The 19,672-nt window shown below is 70.0% G+C and carries 18 protein-coding genes and 1 pseudogene; 12 read left to right on the forward strand and 7 right to left on the reverse strand.

The window, feature by feature from the left end; translation table 11 throughout:
• Positions 1-49: 49 nt before the first annotated feature.
• On the forward strand, positions 50-676 hold the full coding sequence (locus tag OZ403_RS33670) for a hypothetical protein (protein WP_140795312.1): 627 nt from the start codon (positions 50-52) through the stop codon (positions 674-676).
• Positions 677-694: 18 nt separating this feature from the next.
• Positions 695-1,240: a hypothetical protein gene (locus OZ403_RS33675; RefSeq protein WP_140795313.1), complete on the forward strand. Its 546-nt coding sequence runs from the start codon at positions 695-697 to the stop codon at positions 1,238-1,240.
• A 12-nt stretch (positions 1,241-1,252) separates the two neighbouring features.
• Here OZ403_RS33675 and OZ403_RS33680 read toward each other — a convergent pair whose 3' ends face one another.
• Entirely contained in the window at positions 1,253-1,813 is a 561-nt protein-coding gene (locus tag OZ403_RS33680) for a hypothetical protein (protein ID WP_140857198.1), read from the reverse strand.
• A 98-nt stretch (positions 1,814-1,911) separates the two neighbouring features.
• Between OZ403_RS33680 and OZ403_RS33685 the strand changes: the two genes are divergently transcribed.
• Both OZ403_RS33685 and OZ403_RS33690 read left to right on the forward strand, forming a co-directional pair.
• Positions 1,912-2,640 (forward strand): TetR/AcrR family transcriptional regulator, encoded by a 729-nt coding sequence (locus OZ403_RS33685; RefSeq protein WP_140799986.1) that lies wholly within the window; start codon positions 1,912-1,914, stop codon positions 2,638-2,640.
• A 10-nt stretch (positions 2,641-2,650) separates the two neighbouring features.
• The gene (locus tag OZ403_RS33690) at positions 2,651-3,382 is read left to right on the forward strand and encodes a lytic transglycosylase domain-containing protein (protein ID WP_140799987.1); all 732 of its coding nucleotides are present in this window, start codon (positions 2,651-2,653) and stop codon (positions 3,380-3,382) included.
• A 15-nt stretch (positions 3,383-3,397) separates the two neighbouring features.
• Here OZ403_RS33690 and OZ403_RS33695 read toward each other — a convergent pair whose 3' ends face one another.
• Entirely contained in the window at positions 3,398-4,126 is a 729-nt protein-coding gene (locus OZ403_RS33695) for a glucosamine-6-phosphate deaminase (protein ID WP_268782678.1), read from the reverse strand.
• On the opposite strand from OZ403_RS33695, the pseudogene OZ403_RS33700 reads away from it, so the two are divergent.
• From OZ403_RS33700 to OZ403_RS33715, 4 genes and pseudogenes are all read left to right on the forward strand, one after another.
• Positions 4,125-4,304, forward strand: a pseudogene (locus tag OZ403_RS33700) (amidase family protein); the annotation flags it as partial. The gene OZ403_RS33695 and the pseudogene OZ403_RS33700 sit on opposite strands and share 2 nt — an antisense overlap.
• A gap of 163 nt (positions 4,305-4,467) precedes the next feature.
• Positions 4,468-4,536 carry a hypothetical protein gene (locus OZ403_RS33705; RefSeq protein WP_268784923.1) on the forward strand — a complete coding sequence of 23 codons (69 nt, stop codon included), beginning with the start codon at positions 4,468-4,470 and terminating at the stop codon, positions 4,534-4,536.
• 159 nt (positions 4,537-4,695) lie between these two features.
• On the forward strand, positions 4,696-5,733 hold the full coding sequence (locus tag OZ403_RS33710; protein WP_268782679.1) for a 6-phosphofructokinase: 1,038 nt from the start codon (positions 4,696-4,698) through the stop codon (positions 5,731-5,733).
• 91 nt (positions 5,734-5,824) lie between these two features.
• Positions 5,825-7,468, forward strand: coding sequence for a long-chain fatty acid--CoA ligase (locus OZ403_RS33715; protein WP_268782680.1), 1,644 nt, complete (start codon positions 5,825-5,827; stop codon positions 7,466-7,468).
• A gap of 393 nt (positions 7,469-7,861) precedes the next feature.
• On the opposite strand, the gene OZ403_RS33720 is transcribed toward OZ403_RS33715, so the two are convergent.
• The gene (locus OZ403_RS33720; RefSeq protein ID WP_268782681.1) at positions 7,862-9,922 is read right to left on the reverse strand and encodes a hypothetical protein; all 2,061 of its coding nucleotides are present in this window, start codon (positions 9,920-9,922) and stop codon (positions 7,862-7,864) included.
• A gap of 198 nt (positions 9,923-10,120) precedes the next feature.
• On the opposite strand from OZ403_RS33720, the gene OZ403_RS33725 reads away from it, so the two are divergent.
• Together OZ403_RS33725 and OZ403_RS33730 are read left to right on the forward strand one after the other, a co-directional pair.
• Positions 10,121-10,654 carry an FHA domain-containing protein gene (locus OZ403_RS33725; RefSeq protein ID WP_140877366.1) on the forward strand — a complete coding sequence of 178 codons (534 nt, stop codon included), beginning with the start codon at positions 10,121-10,123 and terminating at the stop codon, positions 10,652-10,654.
• Positions 10,655-11,022: 368 nt separating this feature from the next.
• Positions 11,023-12,249, forward strand: a complete 1,227-nt coding sequence (locus tag OZ403_RS33730) for a metallophosphoesterase (RefSeq protein ID WP_140877368.1) — start codon at positions 11,023-11,025, stop codon at positions 12,247-12,249.
• Here OZ403_RS33730 and OZ403_RS33735 read toward each other — a convergent pair.
• The 4 genes from OZ403_RS33735 to OZ403_RS33750 form a co-directional block, all read right to left on the reverse strand.
• Positions 12,203-12,874: a class II aldolase/adducin family protein gene (locus OZ403_RS33735; RefSeq protein WP_140795323.1), complete on the reverse strand. Its 672-nt coding sequence runs from the start codon at positions 12,872-12,874 to the stop codon at positions 12,203-12,205. The genes OZ403_RS33730 and OZ403_RS33735 overlap by 47 nt on opposite strands.
• Positions 12,871-13,977, reverse strand: coding sequence for an S-methyl-5-thioribose-1-phosphate isomerase (gene mtnA, locus OZ403_RS33740; protein WP_140799992.1), 1,107 nt, complete (start codon positions 13,975-13,977; stop codon positions 12,871-12,873). Before mtnA ends, OZ403_RS33735 begins: the two co-directional genes overlap by 4 nt.
• Positions 13,974-14,858, reverse strand: coding sequence for an S-methyl-5'-thioadenosine phosphorylase (locus OZ403_RS33745; protein ID WP_140799993.1), 885 nt, complete (start codon positions 14,856-14,858; stop codon positions 13,974-13,976). Before OZ403_RS33745 ends, mtnA begins: the two co-directional genes overlap by 4 nt.
• A 251-nt stretch (positions 14,859-15,109) precedes the next feature.
• Positions 15,110-15,919, reverse strand: coding sequence for an alpha/beta hydrolase (locus tag OZ403_RS33750; protein ID WP_140795326.1), 810 nt, complete (start codon positions 15,917-15,919; stop codon positions 15,110-15,112).
• 208 nt (positions 15,920-16,127) lie between these two features.
• On the opposite strand from OZ403_RS33750, the gene OZ403_RS33755 reads away from it, so the two are divergent.
• Positions 16,128-19,325, forward strand: a complete 3,198-nt coding sequence (locus tag OZ403_RS33755; protein ID WP_268782682.1) for a type 2 lanthipeptide synthetase LanM family protein — start codon at positions 16,128-16,130, stop codon at positions 19,323-19,325.
• Positions 19,326-19,412: 87 nt separating this feature from the next.
• On the forward strand, positions 19,413-19,655 hold the full coding sequence (locus OZ403_RS33760) for a mersacidin/lichenicidin family type 2 lantibiotic (RefSeq protein WP_268782683.1): 243 nt from the start codon (positions 19,413-19,415) through the stop codon (positions 19,653-19,655).
• The last annotated feature ends 17 nt before the right edge of the window (positions 19,656-19,672 follow it).

The following is a 19,672-nucleotide window of genomic DNA, read 5'->3' on the forward strand; positions in this document are numbered from 1 at the left end:
CCGGTCGCGCGAATGATGGCCACCGGGCCGGAACACGCTGGAACACGACATGACGATGGCGACATCCTCGACGAGACGACGAAGGACATTCCTGCTGGGGCGGCACGGCGCGGCGCTCACGTGCGCCCTGGGCCTGGGGGCCGCGACGCCGGCCCTGGCCGACGGGTCGGATACCCCTCACCGCTTTGGCCTCATGCTGGACGCGGGCGCGCCGCACGGCGTGGGCCTGTCCGCGGTGCTGCGGCCGCTGCCGTGGCTTCGCTTGCAAGCGGGCCCCACCACCAACACGCTCAGCTTCGGCTTGCGCGGCGGATTGAGCATCCTGCCGATGCAGACCTTCCTGGCGCCGTCCTTCAACGTGGAGGCGGGGCACTACTTCGGCTCGAACTACAACGAGGTGGTGGACTGGCTGGGAGCGACACCGAGCCGGGCCAGCGCGGCCGTTCGCGACGTGACGTACAACTACGTCACCGGCAGCGTGGGCCTGGAGGTGGGCGCGGCCAGCCGCTTCAACTTCTTCCTGCACCTGGGCCTCAGCTACGTGGACCTGGGCGTGGACGACGCGAGCGCCCTGCTCCAGGACGCCACGGATGACCCGGACATCACCGCGAGGAACCTGTCCGTGCGCGCCACCATGCCCTCCGTGAAGCTGGGCTTCATCCTCTACTTCTTCTGAGCCAGGAGCCTCAAAACCATGCGAACGACTTCCTTCCGCATCCTGCTCCTCTCCAGCATCGCGATGCTCACCACCGGCTGTGAATCCCTCTTCTTCATCGAGGCCGAGGCCGAGGAGATCTGCAAGACGGAGCGCGACCTGTCCTTCCCCGCGGCGCTGCCGCTCACCGTCAACGTGGAGCGGAGCATCACCTTCCCGCTGGGCGACTTCGCCGACCCGCTGCCCGAGGACACGGACATCGAAACCGAGCTCCGGCTGCGCCTCTTCGAGGTGACGGCCGACACGGACCTGAGCGGCGTGGAGCGCGCCAACGTCTCCGTGCGCCAGCCGGGCTCCAACAACACCCACGTCATCGGCGAGTACACGCGCACCAGCACCGCGCCCACGCGCACCATCCAGCTCACCAGCACCGGCCCGGTGGACCTGCTGGACCTGGCCCGGCAGCCCGAGCTCGAGTTCATCTTCGACGCCCGGGGCACGCTGCCTTCCGAGGACTGGACCGCCTCGCTGCGCGCCTGCGCGGGCGTGAAGGCGCACGCCAACTACTTCGACCTGGTGTTCTAGGCCGTCCCGCGGTCAGCGGAGCCCGGAAGCCGCCGCCGCGCGCTTCCGGGCCTCCACGGGCACCGGCACGGGCTGTTCGACGGGCGCGGGCTGCTTGGACGCGGGAGGCTGCACGTTGAGGAACTCGCGCCGCGTGCCCAGGACCAGGTCGAAGAACGGGTGCGTCACGCACCAGTTCGCGTTCTGGTCCTTGCCCATGTGGTGGTCGTAGTGCCACGGCAGGTGCTCACGCGCCCACTTCGGGTCCAGGTGCGCGCGCCGGTGGACGAAGTAGTAGTTCGCCGCGCAGGCCCACACCGTCCCCACGAAGAAGGGCGCCACCGGCAACAGCGGCGCGTGGGCCAGCGCCAGCACCGCCAGCCCCATCAGCTCCTTGGTCTGCGCCGACCAGCTCCACAGCGAGCGCATGTACTGGTCATCCACCATGTCGTGGCGCCGCGACTTCTGGTGGTGCTCGTGCCAGTGGAAGCTCCAGAAGCTCTTCCGGTTCTTCCCCAGGCCGTGCAGGACGGACCTGTGAAGGACCCATTCACCGAAATTGGAGTAAACCCAGCCCAGGGGGATGCCGATCATGGTCGCCTCCGGCGAAGCGCCCGGCCGGCGCTTCGCTGCCCATAAATGACTATTTGGTCACTCTTTTTCTACCGCGCAATGGACTGGAGCGCACGGCAATGGCGAGCCGGGATGGCACGCGGGCGGATGACGCCCAGGAGACGGGCAAGCCGCCCGCACGGCCCGGAGGCCGCCGCGAGGCCCACCGCCGAGAGCGCGAGCAGGCCCTGGAGGACGCCGCGCTGAAGCTGTTCCTGGCGCGGGGCCTGGATGGCGTCACCATCGACGACATCACCCAGGCGGCCGGAGTGGCCAAGGGGACGTTCTACCGGTACTTCGACGACAAGGCGGCGCTGGTGGACGGCCTGCTGGAGCCGGTGCGCCGCGAGCTGCTGGCCGGGCTGGAGACGTGCGGCCACTCCCTGGCGGAGGCGCGCAACGTGGAGGCCATGTTCGACGCGTACCGCGCGGTGGCGGCGGTGATTGCCAGTGCCCTCCTCCAGTACCCGGGCGTGGTGCGGCTGTACCTCCAGGAGTCCCGGGGGCCCGCCGTGGGGGCGCGGACGAAGGTGGCGGAGCTGGCGCGGCTGGTGGCGCGTCACGCGGTGGACATCACGCAGAAGGCGCACACCAGCGGGCTGCTGCGCCCCATCCGTCCGGCGGTGAGCGGACTGGCGGTGGTGGGCGCCGTGGAGCGGCTGCTGCTGGCGGTGCTGAGCGAGGAGGACATCGGCAACCCGCTGGAGCTGCCGGACGCGCTCACGACGCTGGTGCTGGACGGGCTGCGCCTGCCCCCAGAGGTCCGTCCCCGTCGCCGGAAGTTGGACGGAGGCCCCAAGCGCCCCTAAGGGTGGAGGGGTGGGACGCAAGCGGGCGGCACGGCGTGAGGGGATGACGGTGCCCGGCTGGGCGTGGTGGTTGCCGTGCGTGCTCGCGCCGGTGGTGCTGCTCAACGTCGCGGTGGCCTGGTTCGGTAACAGCTTCGTGTCGCCGCTGTCCTTCTCGTTCCTGGAGGCCAAGGCGGGTGCGCTGCGCGCGTATCTGGCGCACCGGCCGTCGTGCCTGGTGGAGGGACACGCGCCCCTGGAGCCCGTCATCGACGCGGCCGAGCGCCGGCACCGCCTTCCCGCGGGGCTGCTGCGCGCGCTGGTGCAGGTGGAGTCGGAGACGCGCGTGCACCGCATCTCCCCGGCGGGGGCCATGGGGCCCGGACAGCTGATGCCCGGCACCGCGGCCATGCTGGGGGTGAAGGACCCGTTCGACCCGGAGCCGGCGATTGACGGCAGCGCGCGCTATCTGGCCCAGCAACTGCGGCGCTTCGGTGACGTGCGGCTCGCGGTGGCCGCGTACAACGCGGGCCCAGGCTCCGTGAATGGCCGCGTGCCACGCAATGGCGAGACGGAGTTCTACGTGCCGAAGGTGCTCGCGGCGTGGGAGCTGACGCGCCCGCCTCCGCCCCGGAAGGCGCCGCCCGCGGTGAAGCCCGTGGCGAAGCCGAAGCCGGTGGCTCCGGCACGCTCGAGGGCACCGGCGTCCGCGGCGAAGGAGCCGAAGAAGCCCGCCGCGCCCGAGGCGAATGGCCGGAGCTGAGGCGGGTGCAGCGCCTTACAGCGCGCGGGCCGCCGCCGGGTCCAGCCACACCTCGACATCCGGGTGGAGCTGGAGGAAGGAGGCGGGACACCGGGGGGACACCGGGCCCTCCACCATGCCACGCACCGCCTCCGCCTTGGCTTCGCCGAAAGCCAGCAGCAGCGCCTGCCGTGCCTGGAGGATGCTGGCCATTCCCAACGTGAGGGCCTCCATCGGCACGCGCGACGGGTCATCCCCGAAGAGCATGAGGTTGGCCTCGCGCGTCTGGCGGCTCAGCCGCGTCCGGTGACACCGCGCGCGCAGTCCGTCCGCCGGCTCGTTGAAGGCCAGGTGCCCATTCGAACCGAGCCCCAGTAGCACCAGGTCCAGTCCGCCCGCTTCGGCCAGCCGGGCCTCGTAGCGCGCGCACTCCGCCTCCGCGTCTTCCACCGCGCCATTCAGGAACTGGATGTGCGCGGGCGACAGGTTGACGTGCTGGAAGAGGTGCCGCTCCATGTGGGCGCGGAAGCTGCCCGCGTCGTCCGCCGACACACCCAGAAACTCATCCAGGTTGAAGGTGCGGACCTGGGCCCAATCCAAACCGCCGCGTGTGAACAGTTCCACCAGCTCCCGGTACACGTTGAGCGGCGTGCGCCCCGTGGGGAGCCCCAGCACCAGGGAGGGGCGTGCCGTCACCGCTCGGGCGATTCGCTGGGCGCACGCGGCGGCGGCCTCCCGCTCGGAATCGAAGACGCGGATGCGCATGGGCCCGGAACATAGGCATGCACCGGGTGCGATTCCAGGTCGCGTGAACCAGGAGGGCCACCCGCTCACCCACGGCGCGCGCTTCGGGAAGGACGACGTTCCAGACCAGGACAGCGAGCTGGTGAAGCGCCACCGGCGCAGCGGCCTGGTGGTGCTGGGCAAGTCAAACACGCCAGAGATGGGGCTGCTCCCCACCACGGAGAGCGAGCTGCACGGGCCCTGCCGCAACCCCCTGGGACACCTCGCGCTCTCCGGGCGGGGCCATGGCCCCGCAGCTCCGTGCGGCCGCCTTCGCATCCTACTGCCCGATGGCCAACACCGCGGGGCTGCCCACCATGAGCATGCCGCTCCACTGGAGCCCGGACGGCCTGCCCGTGGGCGTTCAAGTTCATGGGGCGCTTTGGAGATGAAGCCACCCTGTCCCAGCTCGCCGCCCGGTTGGAGGCTGCCCGCCCCCGGGCCCAGCGTCGTCCGGCGGTGTTCGGGTAGATGGCTGGAAGGTCCCCGGGTGAGCGCTCGGGCAAACTTGAACATCGCGTCTGGCGCCGGGCGCGATAGAACGTTTCTCCATGAAAGTCGCCGTGCTCACCGGCGGGGGCGACTGCCCCGGCCTGAACGCCGTCATCCGCGCCGTCGTCCGCCGCGCCAACGCCCACGGCTTCGAGATGATGGGCCTCCGAGATGGTTGGAAGGGGTTGTTGGAGGACAACCACTTCCGCCTCACGCGTGAAACCACGTCCGGCATCCTCCACCGGGGCGGCACCATCCTCGGCACCTCGCGCGTCAACCCGTTCAAGGTCGAAAACGGGCTGGAGCGCGTCAAGCGCGCCATCGAACGCAACGGCATCCACGCCATCATCGCCATTGGTGGTGAAGGCACGCTGTCGGCCGCCACGCGCATGTCGCAGGAAGGGCTGCGCATCGTCGGTGTGCCCAAGACCATCGACAACGACATCAACGCCACGGACTTCACCTTCGGCTTCGACACGGCCGTCGCCATCGCCACCGAGGCCATTGACCGGCTGCACTCCACCGCGGAGTCGCACAAGCGCGTCATCGTCTGCGAGGTGATGGGCCGCCACGTGGGCTGGATTGCCACCTACGCCGGCATCGCTGGCGGCGCGGACGTCATCCTGGTGCCGGAGATTCCCGCCGACCTGGCGAAGGTGGCCGAGCACATCCAGCGCCGCCACGCGGGCGGGCGCACCTTCTCCATCGTCGTGGTGGCGGAGGGTACGCGCATCAAGCTGTCCGCGGACCAGCAGGAGCAGCTCGTCACCAGTGGCGCGCTGGACGAGGCAGGCAGGCCGCGGCTCGGTGGCGTGGGCACCATCCTGGCGCACGAAATCGAGCGGCGCACCGGCTTCGAGACGCGCGTATCCGTGCTGGGCCACATCCAGCGCGGCGGCGCCCCCACCGCGCATGACCGCGTGCTCGCCACCCGCTACGGCGTCCACGCCTGCGACATGGTGGCCCGCAGCGAGTTCGGGAAGATGGCCGCGCTGCGAGGCAACGACATCATCAGCGTGGACCTGGCGGACGCCACCCGCGAGCTCAAGCGCGTCCCGCAGGAGTTCTTCGAAGTCGCCCAGGTCTTCTTCGGCTGACGCGACGCAGCATCATGGAGCGCGGATGAAGCACGGGGCCGCGCTCCGTTAGCATCGGCACCTCCTCACGCCGTCACAAGGAAGGGTGCCGATGCTGCCAGGCCGCATGATGGATTTCCCGCTCACGCTGAGCCACTTGATGGAGCGTGCACGGACGTTCTACCCGTGCTCGGAAATCGTCAGCCGCAACCCGGACAAGTCGCTGCACCGCTACACGTACGCGGACTTCTACGCGCGCACGTGCCGGCTGGCCAACGCGCTGACGCGGCTGGGCGTGAAGGCGGGGGACCGGGTGGCCACGCTGAGCTGGAATCACTACCGGCACCTGGAGGTGTATTACGGCGTGCCGTGCATGGGCGCGGTGGTGCACACGCTCAACCTGCGCCTGCACCCCAATGACCTGGGCTACATCGCGCGGCACGCGGAAGACTCCGTGGTGGTGGTGGACCGCTCGCTGCTGCCGCTGTTCGAGAAGTTCAAGGACGCAGTGCCCAGCATCCGCCACGTCATCGTGGTGCCGGACGCGGGCCCCGCGCCGGAGGGGACGCTCGACTACGAAGCGCTACTGGCGGCCGAGTCCCCGGACTTCGACTTTCCCCAGCTCGATGAGAACTCCGCGTCGATGCTCTGCTACACGTCGGGCACCACGGGCAATCCGAAGGGCGTGCTCTACAGCCACCGCTCCACCGTGCTGCACGCCCTGGCGTGTTGCATGACGGACGTGACGGGCATGCGCGAGGCGGACGCGGTGATGCCGGTGGTGCCCATGTTCCACGCCGCCGCGTGGGGTCTGGCCTTCGACGCCGTCCTCACCGGCGCGAAGCTGGTGCTTCCCGGGCCGCACCTGGACCCGCCCTCCCTGCTGGACTTGATGGCGGCGGAGAAGGTCACGATGGCGGGCGGCGTGCCCACCATCTGGATTGGCATCCTGGCGCTGCTGGACCAGTCACCGGCCAGGTGGGACCTGAGCAGCATGCGGTCCATGCTGATTGGTGGCTCGGCGGCGCCTCCGTCGCTGATTGAGGGCTTCCAGCAACGGCATGGACTGGAAGTGGTCCACGCGTGGGGCATGACGGAGATGAGCCCCGTCGGAACGATGGCGAAGGTCAAGGGGCCGCTGCGGCAGGCGGCGCATGAGGCGAAGTCCTCGGCGCGGGCGTCACAGGGGTTCGCGCTGCCGTTCGTGGAGACGCGCGTCGCCAGCGATGACGGCACGCTGCTGCCCTGGGATGGGGAGACGATGGGCGAACTGGAGGTCCGGGGGCCCTGGGTCGCGTCGTCCTACTTCAGCGACGAGGGCGAGGACCGCTTCACGGAGGACGGCTGGTTCAAGACGGGCGACGTGGTGACCATCGACTCGCACGGTTACGTGCGCATCTGCGACCGCAGCAAGGACGTCATCAAGTCAGGGGGTGAGTGGATCTCCTCCGTGGCGCTGGAGAACGCGCTGATGGCGCACCCGGCGGTGCTGGAAGCGGCCGTCTTCGCTGGGAAACACCCGAAGTGGGATGAGCGCCCGCTGGCCGCGGTGGCACTGAAGGAGGGGAAGCAGGTCACGAAGGAGGAGCTGACCGCGCACCTGGCGGGCCAGTTCGCGAAGATGTGGCTGCCGGATGACTATGTCTTCGTCCCGCAGGTGCCGCGTACGTCCACCGGCAAGTTCCTCAAGACGAAGCTGCGTGAGGACTACGGCGACCACCTGCTGAAGAATCCGAAGGCGGACGCAGCGACGTAGACCGCGACGAAGGCATGATGCGCGAGGCGACACGCTCGCCGAAGCAGCCTCACGCATTCGCTGTGTGAGTCGCGACCTGGTGCGCGGCGCGCTGCCGTACAGGTCGTAGGCAGGTCGGAGCGGCGGCCTCCGATGCCGCTTCATGCATCCACCGCGTGCGCGACAACGCCCTGTTGCGCAGCGCGCTTCCGCGCAGGCCGGGGTCAAGGCGCAGCGGCATCCTCCGCCGCCGCCTCGTCTATCCTCCCGGTGTACACGGCACAGGGGACAGCGCACCTCCGCACAAGTCGTTCGCGGGGCGGAGCCGCATCTGCCCCTTGAGCATGGCATCAGGAGCCGGCGTTACCTCCACGCGTCCGCCGCTGACGCGCGGAGGTAACTTCTGGCCCTGCGCTAGTTGCCACCCAGGCAGATGCCGTCGCAGGTGACCTCCACCTGCCCGCCCGGACGCAGGAAGCGGTCCACCTGCTCCCGTCCGTCGTCGTCCCGGCGCACGCCTTCGTGAACGGCATTGTCGGCGGCCGGCAGGTCCGCCACGGTGCCGGGCAGCGGCGGCGGTAGCCCGAAGTCGAACTGCACCAGCGCCGAGCCCTCCACCGTTCCCTCTTCCGCGGGCAGCATGGGCACGCGCCAGGTGGAGGGCAGTTGCTGCGTCAATCCCATGGCGCGGGCATGCAGCTCGGTGGCCACGTTGGGAACCTGTGCATCCCCCAGGCCGTACTGCACCAGCACCCGGCGCGACGCGGGCGCTCCGGGATACAGGTCGCCGAGCACGTGCGGCGCATAGGTGAGCGGGTCGATGCGGTCGAAGGACGTCTGCGTCAGCGCCGCGAACTTCTGCTGGTCGAGCGCGTCCGGCACCGTCTGGGCAATCGCATCCAGGAACATGCCGAAGGGCCGGGCACGGAACATCATCAGCGAGAAGTCCGCCCCGCCCACACTGAACACGGCCCGTGAGACGTGCGGCGACAGCGCGACGTACGTGCCGCCCAGGATGTGGCCCTGGCTGATGCCGTAGAAGTACGTCTGCTCCGGATCAAAGACGCGCACGCCGTCGTCCTGCAGCTCGGTCAGCGCCCCCAAGGTCGTCCGAGCCGCGTAGGTCACGGCGAGCTGGTTCACCATGCCTTGGTGGACGCGGTCGGTGAAGCGCATCGTCTGGCCGGGGTTGCCCGCCATCGCCTGGAGCACGCCCGGCGCGTCCGTCTGCGACATGCCCCACCAGTCCACCGTCAGCACCACCATCCGCGTGGCCTGGATGAAGGGCCGGACGAAGGAACCATCCGCCTCCGCCTGCCGACCGAAGAAGCCGTGGCCGTACTGGACGAAGCGCACCGGCGCCACGGACTGCCCCCAGACGCTGTGAGGAATCTGGAGCGTGAAAGGCACCTCCGCGTCGCCATTGCGCCGCACACGGCCTTCCTCGTCACGGGCGAGCAGCGCACCGGGCTGGTCGCTCTCCAGGAAGAGCGGGACCCGCAAGGTGCCGGTAATGCGCCGGGCGACGTTGGCGTCCACGTCATCTCGCACGTCCGTCACCGTGACGGCGGGGGGCGTGGCCTCCAGCGCCTCCATCGCCAGGCGGCGCACCTGGAGCATGTCCCGCGTGACGCCCTCTTGTGACTCGGTGGTGAAGTCCCACGCGAGCTGGAGCTCCGCGCGCGGCACACCCGCGGCCTCCAGCGCCGGGAAGATGTCCGCTTCGTACCTGGCGGCCAGGGGCGCCAGCAGCGGGTCTCCCGCCGTCTGGCCATCCCGGATGCGCCGGAAGCCCTCGGGCACCGGCACGGGCGTGCCGTCCTCCGCCGTCAGCCCGCGCAGCGCGATGATGTAGCGGGCCGTGTTGCGCAGCCGCACCACGGGCCGCAGCAGCAATGCGCGGCGCGCGTCGTCCGGAGCCCTGGGGTCCAGCTCCGCGAAGTGGAGCACGCCCTCGCCGCGCTCCGCGTCGAGGAACACCGTGTTCCCGTTCGTCGCGGCGGTAGGGCTCGTCACCGACGGCAGGCGCGCGTCATCCACGCCGTCCGGGAAGAGCGCGAGCACCTGCGTGCCATGGGAGTAACCGTCCGCCGGGTGGAGGTCCGTGAAGTCGAACGCGGCGCCGTCCGGTGCCTTCAGCTTCGCCGCATCGGAGAGCCGCACCCGGTGACCGGACGGCAGCGCCGCATCCTCCTCGAGGAAGTAGTCGGAGGGGTATGGCAGGAGGCAGTCATGCTCGGAGGCCAGCGGGTTGCAGCCCGCGGGTACCATCAGCGGAGGCAGCTCCTCACCCGCATCGGGCGTGCCGCTGTCTCCCGCATCCGGAATCCCACTGTCGCCTGCGTCGGGCCGCCCCGCGTCGGGCAATCCCGCGTCCGGTGGCGCGCCTTCATCCGAGTCGCCGCAGGCGGGAGCCACCGCCAGCAGCCCTGCCGTCAACAGTCCAGCGCCATACCGCTTCATCCGCATCATCATGTCGTCGCTCCTGGAGGGCTTCGCGGAAGGGGTTCAGCTGCCCCAACGCGATGAAAGCGGACGCATTCCCCCCCGGAAAGGTCGCGCGCGTCATGGAGCGGAAGGACGGCGCGGCTCCCGACAGACGGTGGACACTCCGCGAGGGAGGGCGGCAGTCCTGCGCCAACTTCCCGCAACGCGGTTTAAGGTGCGGGCACCATGCCGTCCGTCAAGCAACTGCGCCCGTTCGCCCTGGCAACCCTGGAGGCCTTCCTCGAAGCATCCGGCCGCGTCGTGCTGGTCCAACAACCTCCCGAGCCCGTCTTCCAACAGGTGGCCATGCGGCTCGGTGAGGCACGCACCGTGGGCATGGCCCACCGGACACGGCTCGTGGACCGGCTGTTCGTCATGCTGCGCGGGTTCGATGCCCTGGAGGTCCACTTCCTCCGGCCAGAAACGGAGGGGGAGGAGCTCTCCGTGGGACGCATCGAAGGATGCTCCCTGGTGGTACCCGACCCGTCCGTGTCCAAGAACCACGCGACCCTGCGGTGGCACGCACAGGCCGGTGACTGCTCGGTGCGCGACCTGGGTTCCATGAATGGCACCTGGGTCAACGCCTCGGCGCTGGGACCGGACCAGGAGCGGATGCTCAACGACGGCGATGCCCTGGCCTTTGGCGATGCCCAGTTCCTCTACCTGCGCACGGAGACGCTCCACGCCCACCTGCGGATGGCCAGTCCAAGCCGGGACTGAGGGGCCCGGGGACGGAACGTTCCTTCCACGCACCAGGCTCGTCCCCGGGCAGGGGCCGCGTGGACGGAACGTTCCTTCCACCAGGTCAGCGGGCCGCATCCTCAGGTGGGAGACCCTGTGAGATGAAACGTCTCTTCCAACTTGGAGGAGGCCTGCCTCGACAGGCGGACGTGCTGAGGAATGGGACACCCACTCCAAGCGTAGATGGGCCATCCAGGGGAGCGGCCCGGCAGCGGGCCTCTCCACCGCATGCTTCCCCACACGCCCGCCAGATGACTGCCCTGCCCCTGTCCTCCAGCCACTTCATGCGGCGCATGTCGCCCGCCCCAGCTATGACTGCTCCCCTTCACGCCAAGGGAGCACCGTAAATGGGCAGGCTGCTGTTCCTCCTCGTCTTCAACGTCGGCGCCTGGGCCGTGCTCCGGTCGCTGTGGCCCGGCCTGCTCCGGAAGTGGCGCCTGGGCGTCTTCGCGCTGGGGACGTTCCTGTCCCTGGTCGCGTGGCTCTACTCCGCGGTGGCCGGACGGCACGCGCAGCTTCCCGTGGGGGATGCGGCCCTGCGCGTCTTCTCCGTGGGCTGGTCCGTCGCCATCATCATGATTGTCCTCACTGGCGCGCCCTTCCTCCTGCTGCGCAGGTGGCTGGACCGGCCCGCCCGTAAGGAACCGCCCCTCACCGCGCCCGAGGCCAACCCCGCCCCGCCGGTGAACATGGCGCGCCGCAACCTGCTGACGAACGCCGGCCGCGCGGTGCCGCTGCTGGCGGCCGGGACGAGTTCGGTGGGGATCGCCAACGGCTACACGCAGTTCTCCGTCCGCGAGGTCGACATCCACCTCCCCGGCCTGCCTCCGGCGATGGACGGGTTTCGCATCGGCCAGATTACGGACGTCCACGTCGGCACGTTCATCGACACCCAGTACCTGCAAGACGCCGTGCGGGCGATGAACGACGCCAAGGTGGACCTCCAGGTGATGACGGGAGACCTCATCGACGACCTGGACCAGCTCGACGGCACCATGGCGGCGCTGTCGGAGTGCAAGGCCCGCCACGGCATGCTCGCCATCCTGGGCAACCACGAGCATTGGCGCGGCCTGGGGGCCATCCGCCAGGCCTACGCCGACGTGGAGGCGCGAGGCGGCCCCGTGCGCCTGCTGGTGGACACGTCCCATGCCTTCGAGCACGCCGGCCAGCGCGTGCGCGTGGTGGGCGTGGACTACCCCATGTCCGGCCGCAGTCACCGTGTGAAGGCGGAGCGCATGCAGCAGTCCGCGGAAGCCGGCTTCCGCGACGTGGCGCCCGAAGAGGTGGTGCTCTGCCTGACGCACCATCCTGACTTCTTCCCGCTCGCGGCTGAGCGCGGCGCCCGGCTGACGCTGGCCGGTCACACCCACGGCGGACAGGTGGCCTTCCTGGGCGTCCCGGCCTTCTGGTTCGCCTTCAAGTACATGCTGGGCCGCTACCGCCAGGGCGACCACCAGCTCTACGTGTCCGGCGGAACGGGGCACTGGCTGCCCTTCCGCATCGGCGTGCCGACAGAGGTGACGGTCCTCACCCTTCGCGCGACGGGGGCGTCGGCTGCTGGCCGTACGTCTTGAACTTCTCCAGGACGCGCGCCATCTCCGCGCCGTCCAGCAGCACCGGTTCACCCACCTGGAGCGCCCGCCAGTACATGGCGGCCAACGTCTCCACTTCGACGGCCAGCTTGAAGGCCGCCGGCAAGTCCCTGCCCACCGCCACCATGCCGTGGTTCGCCATCAGGCAGGCCTTGCGGCCCTCCAGCGCGGCCAGCACATGGGCCGCGAGCTCCGCCGTGCCGAACGTGGCGTAGGGCGCGCAGCGCACGTCCGTGCCGCCCGCCGCGGACACCATGTAGTGGAAGGCGGGAATGTCCCGGTGCAGGCACGCCAGCGTGGTGCAGAACATGGAGTGCGCATGCAGCACCGCGCCCACCTCCGGCCTGGCGGCCAGGATGTCCCGGTGGAGCTGCCACTCCGACGACGGACTCCGGCGGCCCTCGTGGCTGCCGTCGAAGCGCATGAGGACCAGGTCCTCCGGCACCAGCGAGTCGTAGTCCATGCCGGTGGGCGTCAGCAGGAAGCCGGCCTCCACCCGCACGCTCAGGTTGCCGGAAGTGCCCTGGTTGAGCGCGGACGCATTCATCCGCCGCGCGGTGGCAATCATCGACTCGCGCAGGGCGAGGTGCTCGCACGCACCGCTCATTCCGCCCTCCCGCGCCGCTCCGGGAAGAGCGACAGCAGCCCGTCGTGCGAAGCCGGGCACACACCGCGCTCGGTGATGAGCGCCGTCACCAGCCTCGCGGGCGTCACGTCGAAGGCGTAGTTCGCCGCGGGGCTCCCCTCCGGCGTAATCCGCACCGTGGCCACCTCGCCCGATGCCAACCGTCCGGTGACGTCGCTCAGCTCCGCGCCGTCGCGCTGTTCAATCGGAATCTCACGCACCCCATCCCGCAGCGTCCAGTCGATGGTGGGCGAGGGCAGCGCCACGTAGAAGGGCACGCCGTTGTCCTTCGCCGCCAGTGCCTTGAGGTAGGTGCCAATCTTGTTCGCCACGTCACCCTGGGCCGTGGTGCGGTCCGTGCCGACGATGCACAGGTCCACCTGCCCGTGCTGCATCAGGTGGCCCCCCACGTTGTCCGCGATGACGGTGTGCGGGACGCCGTGCTGCCCCAGCTCCCAGGCCGTGAGCTGCGCGCCCTGGTTGCGCGGGCGTGTCTCGTCCACCCAGACGTGCACGGGGATGCCCGCGTCGTGCGCCTGGTAGATGGGCGAGAGCGCAGTGCCGAAGTCCACCGTGGCCAACCAGCCGGCGTTGCAGTGCGTGAGCACCTCCAGGCGGCCCTGGCGCCCCTTGCGCGCCCAGGCGTCCTCCAGGAGCTTCAGGCCGTGCGCACCGATGGCGCGGTTGATGGCCACGTCCTCATCGCTGATGGCCTCCGCGCGGCGCAGCGCGGCAGCCACCCGTTCAGCGGGAGGCAGCGGCGCCAGGAGCTGACGCATGTCATCCAGGGCCCAGTGCAGATTCACGGCGGTGGGGCGCGTGCCCCGCAGCACCGCGAGCGCGTGCTCCAACGCGCCGTCCGAGGCATCCGCGCGCAAAGCCAGCCAGACGCCATAGGCCGCGGTGGCACCGATGAGGGGCGCGCCGCGCACCTGCATGCTCCGGATGGCATGAGCGGCTTCATCCAGCGTCGTCAGCCGCACGGTGACGAGCGCATGCGGCAGCCGCGTCTGGTCAATGGCCTCCGCGGCCTGCGCGTCCGGCGCCAGCCAGATGGAGCGCATCGGCTTGCCATGGACCTTCATCGGCGCAGCACCCGGCCCGCCACCGCGGACAGCTTCTCCACCATCGCGGCGTCCCAGGCCGTGGGCGCGGTGATGATGGCGTGGTCCAGCGCCTTGTGGCAGCCCTGGGCACAGGGGCCGGTATGCGCCCCGAGCAGCGGCACCACGTTCTTCACCAGCCCCTTCGCCTTGCCCGCGTTGCCCAGCAGCACGGAGACAACCTGGTCCACCGTGACGGCGTCATGGTCCGGATGCCAGCAGTCGAAGTCGGTGACCATGGCCACCGTCGCGTAACAGAGCTCCGCCTCCCTCGCGAGCTTGGCCTCCGGCATGTTCGTCATGCCGATGACGTCACAGCCCCAGCTCCGGTACAGGTGGCTCTCCGCGATGGCGGAGAACTGCGGCCCCTCCATGGCCAGGTACGTGCCGCCCCGGCGCGCGACGACGCCCAGGCCCTCGCACGCGGAAATCACCGCGTCCCCCAGCCGCGAGCACACCGGCTTCGCCATGGAGACGTGCGCCACCAGCCCCGTGCCGAAGAAGCTCTTGTCCCGGGCGAAGGTCCGGTCGATGAACTGGTCCACGACGACGAAGGTGCCCGGTGGGTATTCCTCGCGCAGGCCACCCACGGCGGACAACGACAGCAGGTCCGTCACCCCGCTGCGTTTGAGCGCGTCGATGTTCGCGCGGAAGTTGATGTCTGTCGGCGCCAGCCGGTGGCCTCGCCCGTGACGCGGCAGGAAGACGACGCGGTGCCCTCCGAGCGTGCCGAAGCACAGCTCGTCCGAAGGCTCACCGAAAGGGGACGTCACCTTCTTCCATTCGACGTCCGTCAGGCCATCCATCTGGTACAGGCCACTGCCACCAATGATGCCGATGACGGGCGAGGTAGGGTTGGACATGTGGCGGGCTCCCGGTGGACGCCGGCACAAGGACTGCGCCGGCGGCAGGGAGCGTAGGAGTCGCGGCGGACTCGAGCAAGCCAGAGCGCGGTCCTGTCCAAGCGCTCATGGGGCCGTGCGCCCGGTCCCCTTCGACACCGCCCCGGTGCGGCGCCATGTCGCCATGTGTCGACATTGAAGCCAGACAGCCGCGAGCCGCTGCCTGACCGGAGACAATGACAGACATCGTCAAATCCACGCGACTCCGCCGCTCAGGGCTCTCCCAGCGCGAATGACGCCATCCGGTGTCTGTAGACCTTTCCGGGGTCCTCGAGGACGTCGTTGTGCCCCGCCCCGGCCACCGTCTCCACCTCGGCCTGGGGGAAGAGCGTGCCCAGCCGGCGCCCCATGTCCACGGGGATGAGGGTGTCCTCCTCGCCGTGGATGATGAGCACGGGGAGCTTCACGGCGGCGGCCTTGGACGCGGTGTCATACCGGTCCCGGGCCAACAGGCGGACGGGCAGGAAGGGAAAGGCCGTGGCCCCGATGTCCGGGATGGACGTGTACGGACTCACGAGCATGACCCGGGAACCGTGCCCACGCCGCGCCATCTCCACCGCGACGCCCGTCCCCAGACTGCGGCCACTGAGCACCGTCTGCTCGGCGCTCACACCCTTCGCGCGCAGCCAGACGAGCGCCGCCTCCGCCGCGGCGTAGATGCCTTCCTCCGTGGGACGCCCCGGTGACGCGCCATAGCCCGGGTACTCGACGGTGAGGAAGCCCAGCCCCCGCGCTTGCATCAAGTTGCCCAGGCCAATCTGCGTCAGCACCTCCTCTCCGTTGCCGTGGAAGTGCACCACCGTGGGCGCGCCCGGAGGCGCCGGCAGGTGGAACAGGTCCACGTACAGGCCTCCCTCCAACGGGAGGCGGCTGAAGCCGTCACCTTCCGCCAGCGGCGGCGTGCCCTTGGGGGCCGGGTAGAGCAAGGAGCGCTGCAGCGCGAACACCGCCACACACAACACGAGGTAGATGGATCCGAAGGTGGTCAGGATGAGGATGAGCATGCGGCGCAGCCGAAGCATTGGCCCAGTGTGCCGCAGTTCGCAACGCGGTGCGACGGCGAGTGGCGTCACGCCCGTGATGGACAGAACCCGTCATCCCCACCCCGCCCAGCCAGGACCACTGGCATCCGAACCGACGGCAATGCCACGATAGCGTTCGGAAGCCCTATCACAGACACGCCGCAGGACGACTCGGACACCCCAGGCCGCTGCCTGGATTGGAGAAGGCGTGACGTCTCGTTGGGTGCTGGGTCATGCCCTGGAAGAACGGCTGCCATCGCTCCGGATGCGCGGCACTCCGGAGGCGGTGGACGAGGCACGCGCGCGGCGCAGGCTGGAGCGCTGGCGCAAACAAGAGCCCCTCACGCGGGACTCGCTCTGGGCCCAGCGCCTGCGAGCCTCGGGGCTGACGGAAGCGGAGCTGCACACCCTCCTGGGGGAACCCGCGGAGGCGCTGCATGCACGCATGGGAGCGCCTCCGCCGTGGCAACGCGTCATCGAACAGGCCTACACGTCAGAGGTATCGCCGCCCTTCTCCTGGCCGGAGCCCACGCCACCGGGCGCGGCCCTGCTCGGACTGGTCGAGCCACTTGTCCACGAGGCACACGCACGGCTCGTCTCCGCCCTGGACACCTGCCTGCGTGACATGCCCGCAGCTCCGTTCGAGCCAGAGCACGCGGCTCGCGTGTTGCTCGCGCCGCTCCCGCGGATGTTGCTGCCCTTGCTGGGACGGACACTCGCGGTGGAGCTGCGCATCGCTCAGCTCGAAGGACGGCTCCAGGGAGACACGCCCGAAGCGCGCTTCCAGGACTTCGCCCAGCACCTCCGGCGACGCGACGTGGCGCTCGACATCCTTGCCCGCTACCCGGTGCTCGCGCGGCAAGCCGTGGAGTACATCACCGCGTGGGAAGCCACGGGCGTGGAGCTGATGCAGCGGCTGGCTCGGGACGCCGCCGCGCTGTGGCACCGCTTCCACGGCGGCGTTCCTCCCGGCCCGCTGGTGGAGGCCCAAGGCGGTCTGTCAGACCCGCACCAAGGTGGACGCACCGTCTTCCTGCTCCGCTTCGCCTCGGGCCTGCGGCTCGTGTACAAGCCGCGCCCGCTCACGGCGGAAGCCGCCTTCCAGCAACTCCTCTCCTGGTTGAACGCGCGCGGCCTCACGCCGCCGCTGCGCACGGTGGAGGTCCTCTCCTCGGACGGCTACGGATGGATGGAGTACGTGGAGGCCGCGCCCTGCCAGTCGGCCGAGGAAGTGCGGCGCTTCCATCTGCGGCAAGGCGCCCTCGTCGCACTGCTCTACGCGCTGGACGTCACCGACATCCATTACGAGAACCTCATCGCGGTGGGCGAGCACCCCGTCCTGGTGGACCTGGAGACGCTCTTCCATCCGCACACGCTCGCCGCCTCCATCCGGGACGTGGAGAAGCAACCCGGTGCGGTGCTGAACGGTACGGTGCTCAAGAGCGGGCTGCTGCCCCAACCCGCCTGGCGCGCGAAAGACGGCACGGAGGTGGACTTCAGCGCCCTGGGCGCCAGCGAGGGACAGCTCACGCCACTGGGCTACCTGGTAGCGACGGCGCACGGCACGGACCAGCTCCGCTTCGAGCGGCGGCGGATGGAGATTCCAGGCGCGGCGAACCGTCCTCGCATGGAAGGACAGGACGTCTCCGTGGCGGTGCAGGCGGACGCGCTCGCACAGGGGTTCTCCACTCTGTACCGGCTGCTCGCCGAGCACCGGGACGCGCTGCTCGCCCCTGAAGGGCCGCTCGCGGCTTTCGAGCACGCGCCCGTGCGAGTGCTCTTTCGCGGCACGGCCAGCTACGACGCCCTTCTGCACGAGAGCATGCACCCCCATGCGATGGGGGATGCGCTGGACCGGCAGCGCTTCTTCGACCACCTCTGGCTCGCCGTGAAGGAGCGCCCGTACCTGGCGGCCCTCATCCCTTTCGAGCAGGAGGAATTGCAGCGCGGCGACATCCCCCGCTTCACCGCCCTGCCCGGCTCGAAGGACCTGTGGTCAGGCGCGGGCCGCCACCTCCCTGGCTTCTTCGACGACTCCGGCTTGGAACGAGCGCGACGGCGCCTGGCGGAGCTGTCGCCGGATGACCACGAGCGGCAGCTCGGCTTGCTGCGAAACGCGCTCGACCGGGTCCGGTTGGCGGCAAGCCCCGGCGCCCGCCCCCGCTATCCGTTCCACGAGCCACCCGAGCCCGCGCATCCAGACACGCTGCTGGCGGCCGCACGGCGCGCGGGAGAGCGATTGGTGGCCCTGTCGTTCTCCGGCGCGGGACATTCCCACTGGCTGTCGCTCGAAAGGTCCGACACGGAGGAGTGGCGGCTCGTCCAGGTGGGGACAGACTTCTACCAGGGGCTCTCAGGCATCGCGCTGGTGCTGGCGCAGCTCGGTGCCCTGACGGGCGAAGCACGCTTCACGCAGGCGGCCCGAGGCGCATTGCGCCACCTGACCTGGCGCCTGGAGGCCGCGCCAACGCAGGTCCGTGGCGTGGGCATCCTCAATGGCTGGGGCGGCATTCTCTACGCCCTGACCCACCTGGGGGCACTGTGGGGGGAACGCGCGCTGTTCGCGACCGCCGAGTCCTTCGTGGACGCCATGGCTTCCCGTGTGGAGCAGGACGAGCACCTGGACCTGGGCAGTGGCTGCGCGGGCGCCCTGCTCGGCCTGCTGACGCTCGTGGGGCAGCATCCTTCCGAGCGAGCGTCACGACTGGCGCACGTCTGTGGGGAGAAGCTGCTCCAGACGGCCACGCCCCAGTCCCAGGGTCTGGGCTGGCTTTCACCCGCGACCGGCGGACAGGCACTGTGCGGACTGGCACATGGAGGAGCGGGCATCGCGCTGGCGCTGCTGAGGCTGGCCTCCGTCACGGGAGAGTCCCGCTTCCACACTACGGCAATGGAGGTGCTGGCGTACGAGCGTGGCCAGTTCTGGCCCGAGGCCGGCGACTGGCCCGACCTCCGCGCCGACGCAGGGATGCACGGCGGTGATGGGCCGGCCTTCATGTGTGGCTGGTGCAATGGCGCACCCGGCATCGGGTTGGCGCGCATCTCCGGACTGCCGCTGCTCGATGACCACCGGGTGCGCGAGGAAATCGCGGCGGCGGTCCGCGCCACGCTCGCGGGAGGCCTCGGCTACAACCACGGCCTGTGTCATGGCGACCTGGGCAACGTGCTCTTCCTGCTGGAGGCCGCGCGCGCACTGCACGATGACACGCTGCTGCGGCGCACCTATCAGCTCGCGGGCGGCATCCTCCAGGGCATCGAGTCGCACGGCTATCAGCATGGCCTGCCCGACAGCATCGAGACACCAGGGCTGATGGTGGGGCTCGCGGGCATCGCCCACGGCCTGTTGCGGCTCGCGGCGCCGGAGCGGGTGGCGGACGTGCTCTCCGTGGCCCCTCCCATCTCGTGAAGCGGCTTCGTACCCGACGAACTCCGGCACCGCGAGGGTTGGCGGTCCGTTGGCAGTACCCCCCAACAACCCAAGAGGAGCAGCACCATGAGCCACAGCGACAAGAACCACATCCTCCGCGCCTGGCGTGACGCCGACTACTACGACAGCCTCTCCGACGCGGAGCGCGCCGCGCTTCCGGCCAGCCCCGCGTCCGTCATGGAGCTGGAGGATGCGACGCTGGCGTTCATCACCGGCGGCGATGCCGAGGCCTCCTGCCCCGCCCCCCCCACGCCCAACGAGCTCACCTGTCTCTATACGAACTGCGGGCGCATTGCCTGCTGCCGCTGAGCGACGAGACGTGAGCT

The sequence above is a fragment of the Myxococcus sp. NMCA1 genome (assembly GCF_026810205.1).
In the GTDB taxonomy this organism is placed as follows: domain Bacteria; phylum Myxococcota; class Myxococcia; order Myxococcales; family Myxococcaceae; genus Myxococcus; species Myxococcus xanthus_A.

Bases quoted from the DNA above. Each gene is read 5' to 3' on its own strand.
- OZ403_RS33670 (WP_140795312.1), top strand. From the start codon at position 50: ATGACGATGGCGACATCCTCGACGAGACGACGAAGGACATTCCTGCTG.
- OZ403_RS33675 (WP_140795313.1), top strand. From the start codon at position 695: ATGCGAACGACTTCCTTCCGCATCCTGCTCCTCTCCAGCATCGCGATG.
- OZ403_RS33680 (WP_140857198.1), bottom strand. From the start codon at position 1,813: ATGATCGGCATCCCCCTGGGCTGGGTTTACTCCAATTTCGGTGAATGG.
- OZ403_RS33685 (WP_140799986.1), top strand. From the start codon at position 1,912: ATGGCGAGCCGGGATGGCACGCGGGCGGATGACGCCCAGGAGACGGGC.
- OZ403_RS33695 (WP_268782678.1), bottom strand. From the start codon at position 4,126: ATGCGCATCCGCGTCTTCGATTCCGAGCGGGAGGCCGCCGCCGCGTGC.
- OZ403_RS33710 (WP_268782679.1), top strand. From the start codon at position 4,696: ATGAAAGTCGCCGTGCTCACCGGCGGGGGCGACTGCCCCGGCCTGAAC.
- OZ403_RS33715 (WP_268782680.1), top strand. From the start codon at position 5,825: ATGCTGCCAGGCCGCATGATGGATTTCCCGCTCACGCTGAGCCACTTG.
- OZ403_RS33720 (WP_268782681.1), bottom strand. From the start codon at position 9,922: ATGATGATGCGGATGAAGCGGTATGGCGCTGGACTGTTGACGGCAGGG.
- OZ403_RS33725 (WP_140877366.1), top strand. From the start codon at position 10,121: ATGCCGTCCGTCAAGCAACTGCGCCCGTTCGCCCTGGCAACCCTGGAG.
- OZ403_RS33730 (WP_140877368.1), top strand. From the start codon at position 11,023: ATGGGCAGGCTGCTGTTCCTCCTCGTCTTCAACGTCGGCGCCTGGGCC.
- OZ403_RS33735 (WP_140795323.1), bottom strand. From the start codon at position 12,874: ATGAGCGGTGCGTGCGAGCACCTCGCCCTGCGCGAGTCGATGATTGCC.
- mtnA (WP_140799992.1), bottom strand. From the start codon at position 13,977: ATGAAGGTCCATGGCAAGCCGATGCGCTCCATCTGGCTGGCGCCGGAC.
- OZ403_RS33745 (WP_140799993.1), bottom strand. From the start codon at position 14,858: ATGTCCAACCCTACCTCGCCCGTCATCGGCATCATTGGTGGCAGTGGC.
- OZ403_RS33750 (WP_140795326.1), bottom strand. From the start codon at position 15,919: ATGCTTCGGCTGCGCCGCATGCTCATCCTCATCCTGACCACCTTCGGA.
- OZ403_RS33760 (WP_268782683.1), top strand. From the start codon at position 19,413: ATGAGCCACAGCGACAAGAACCACATCCTCCGCGCCTGGCGTGACGCC.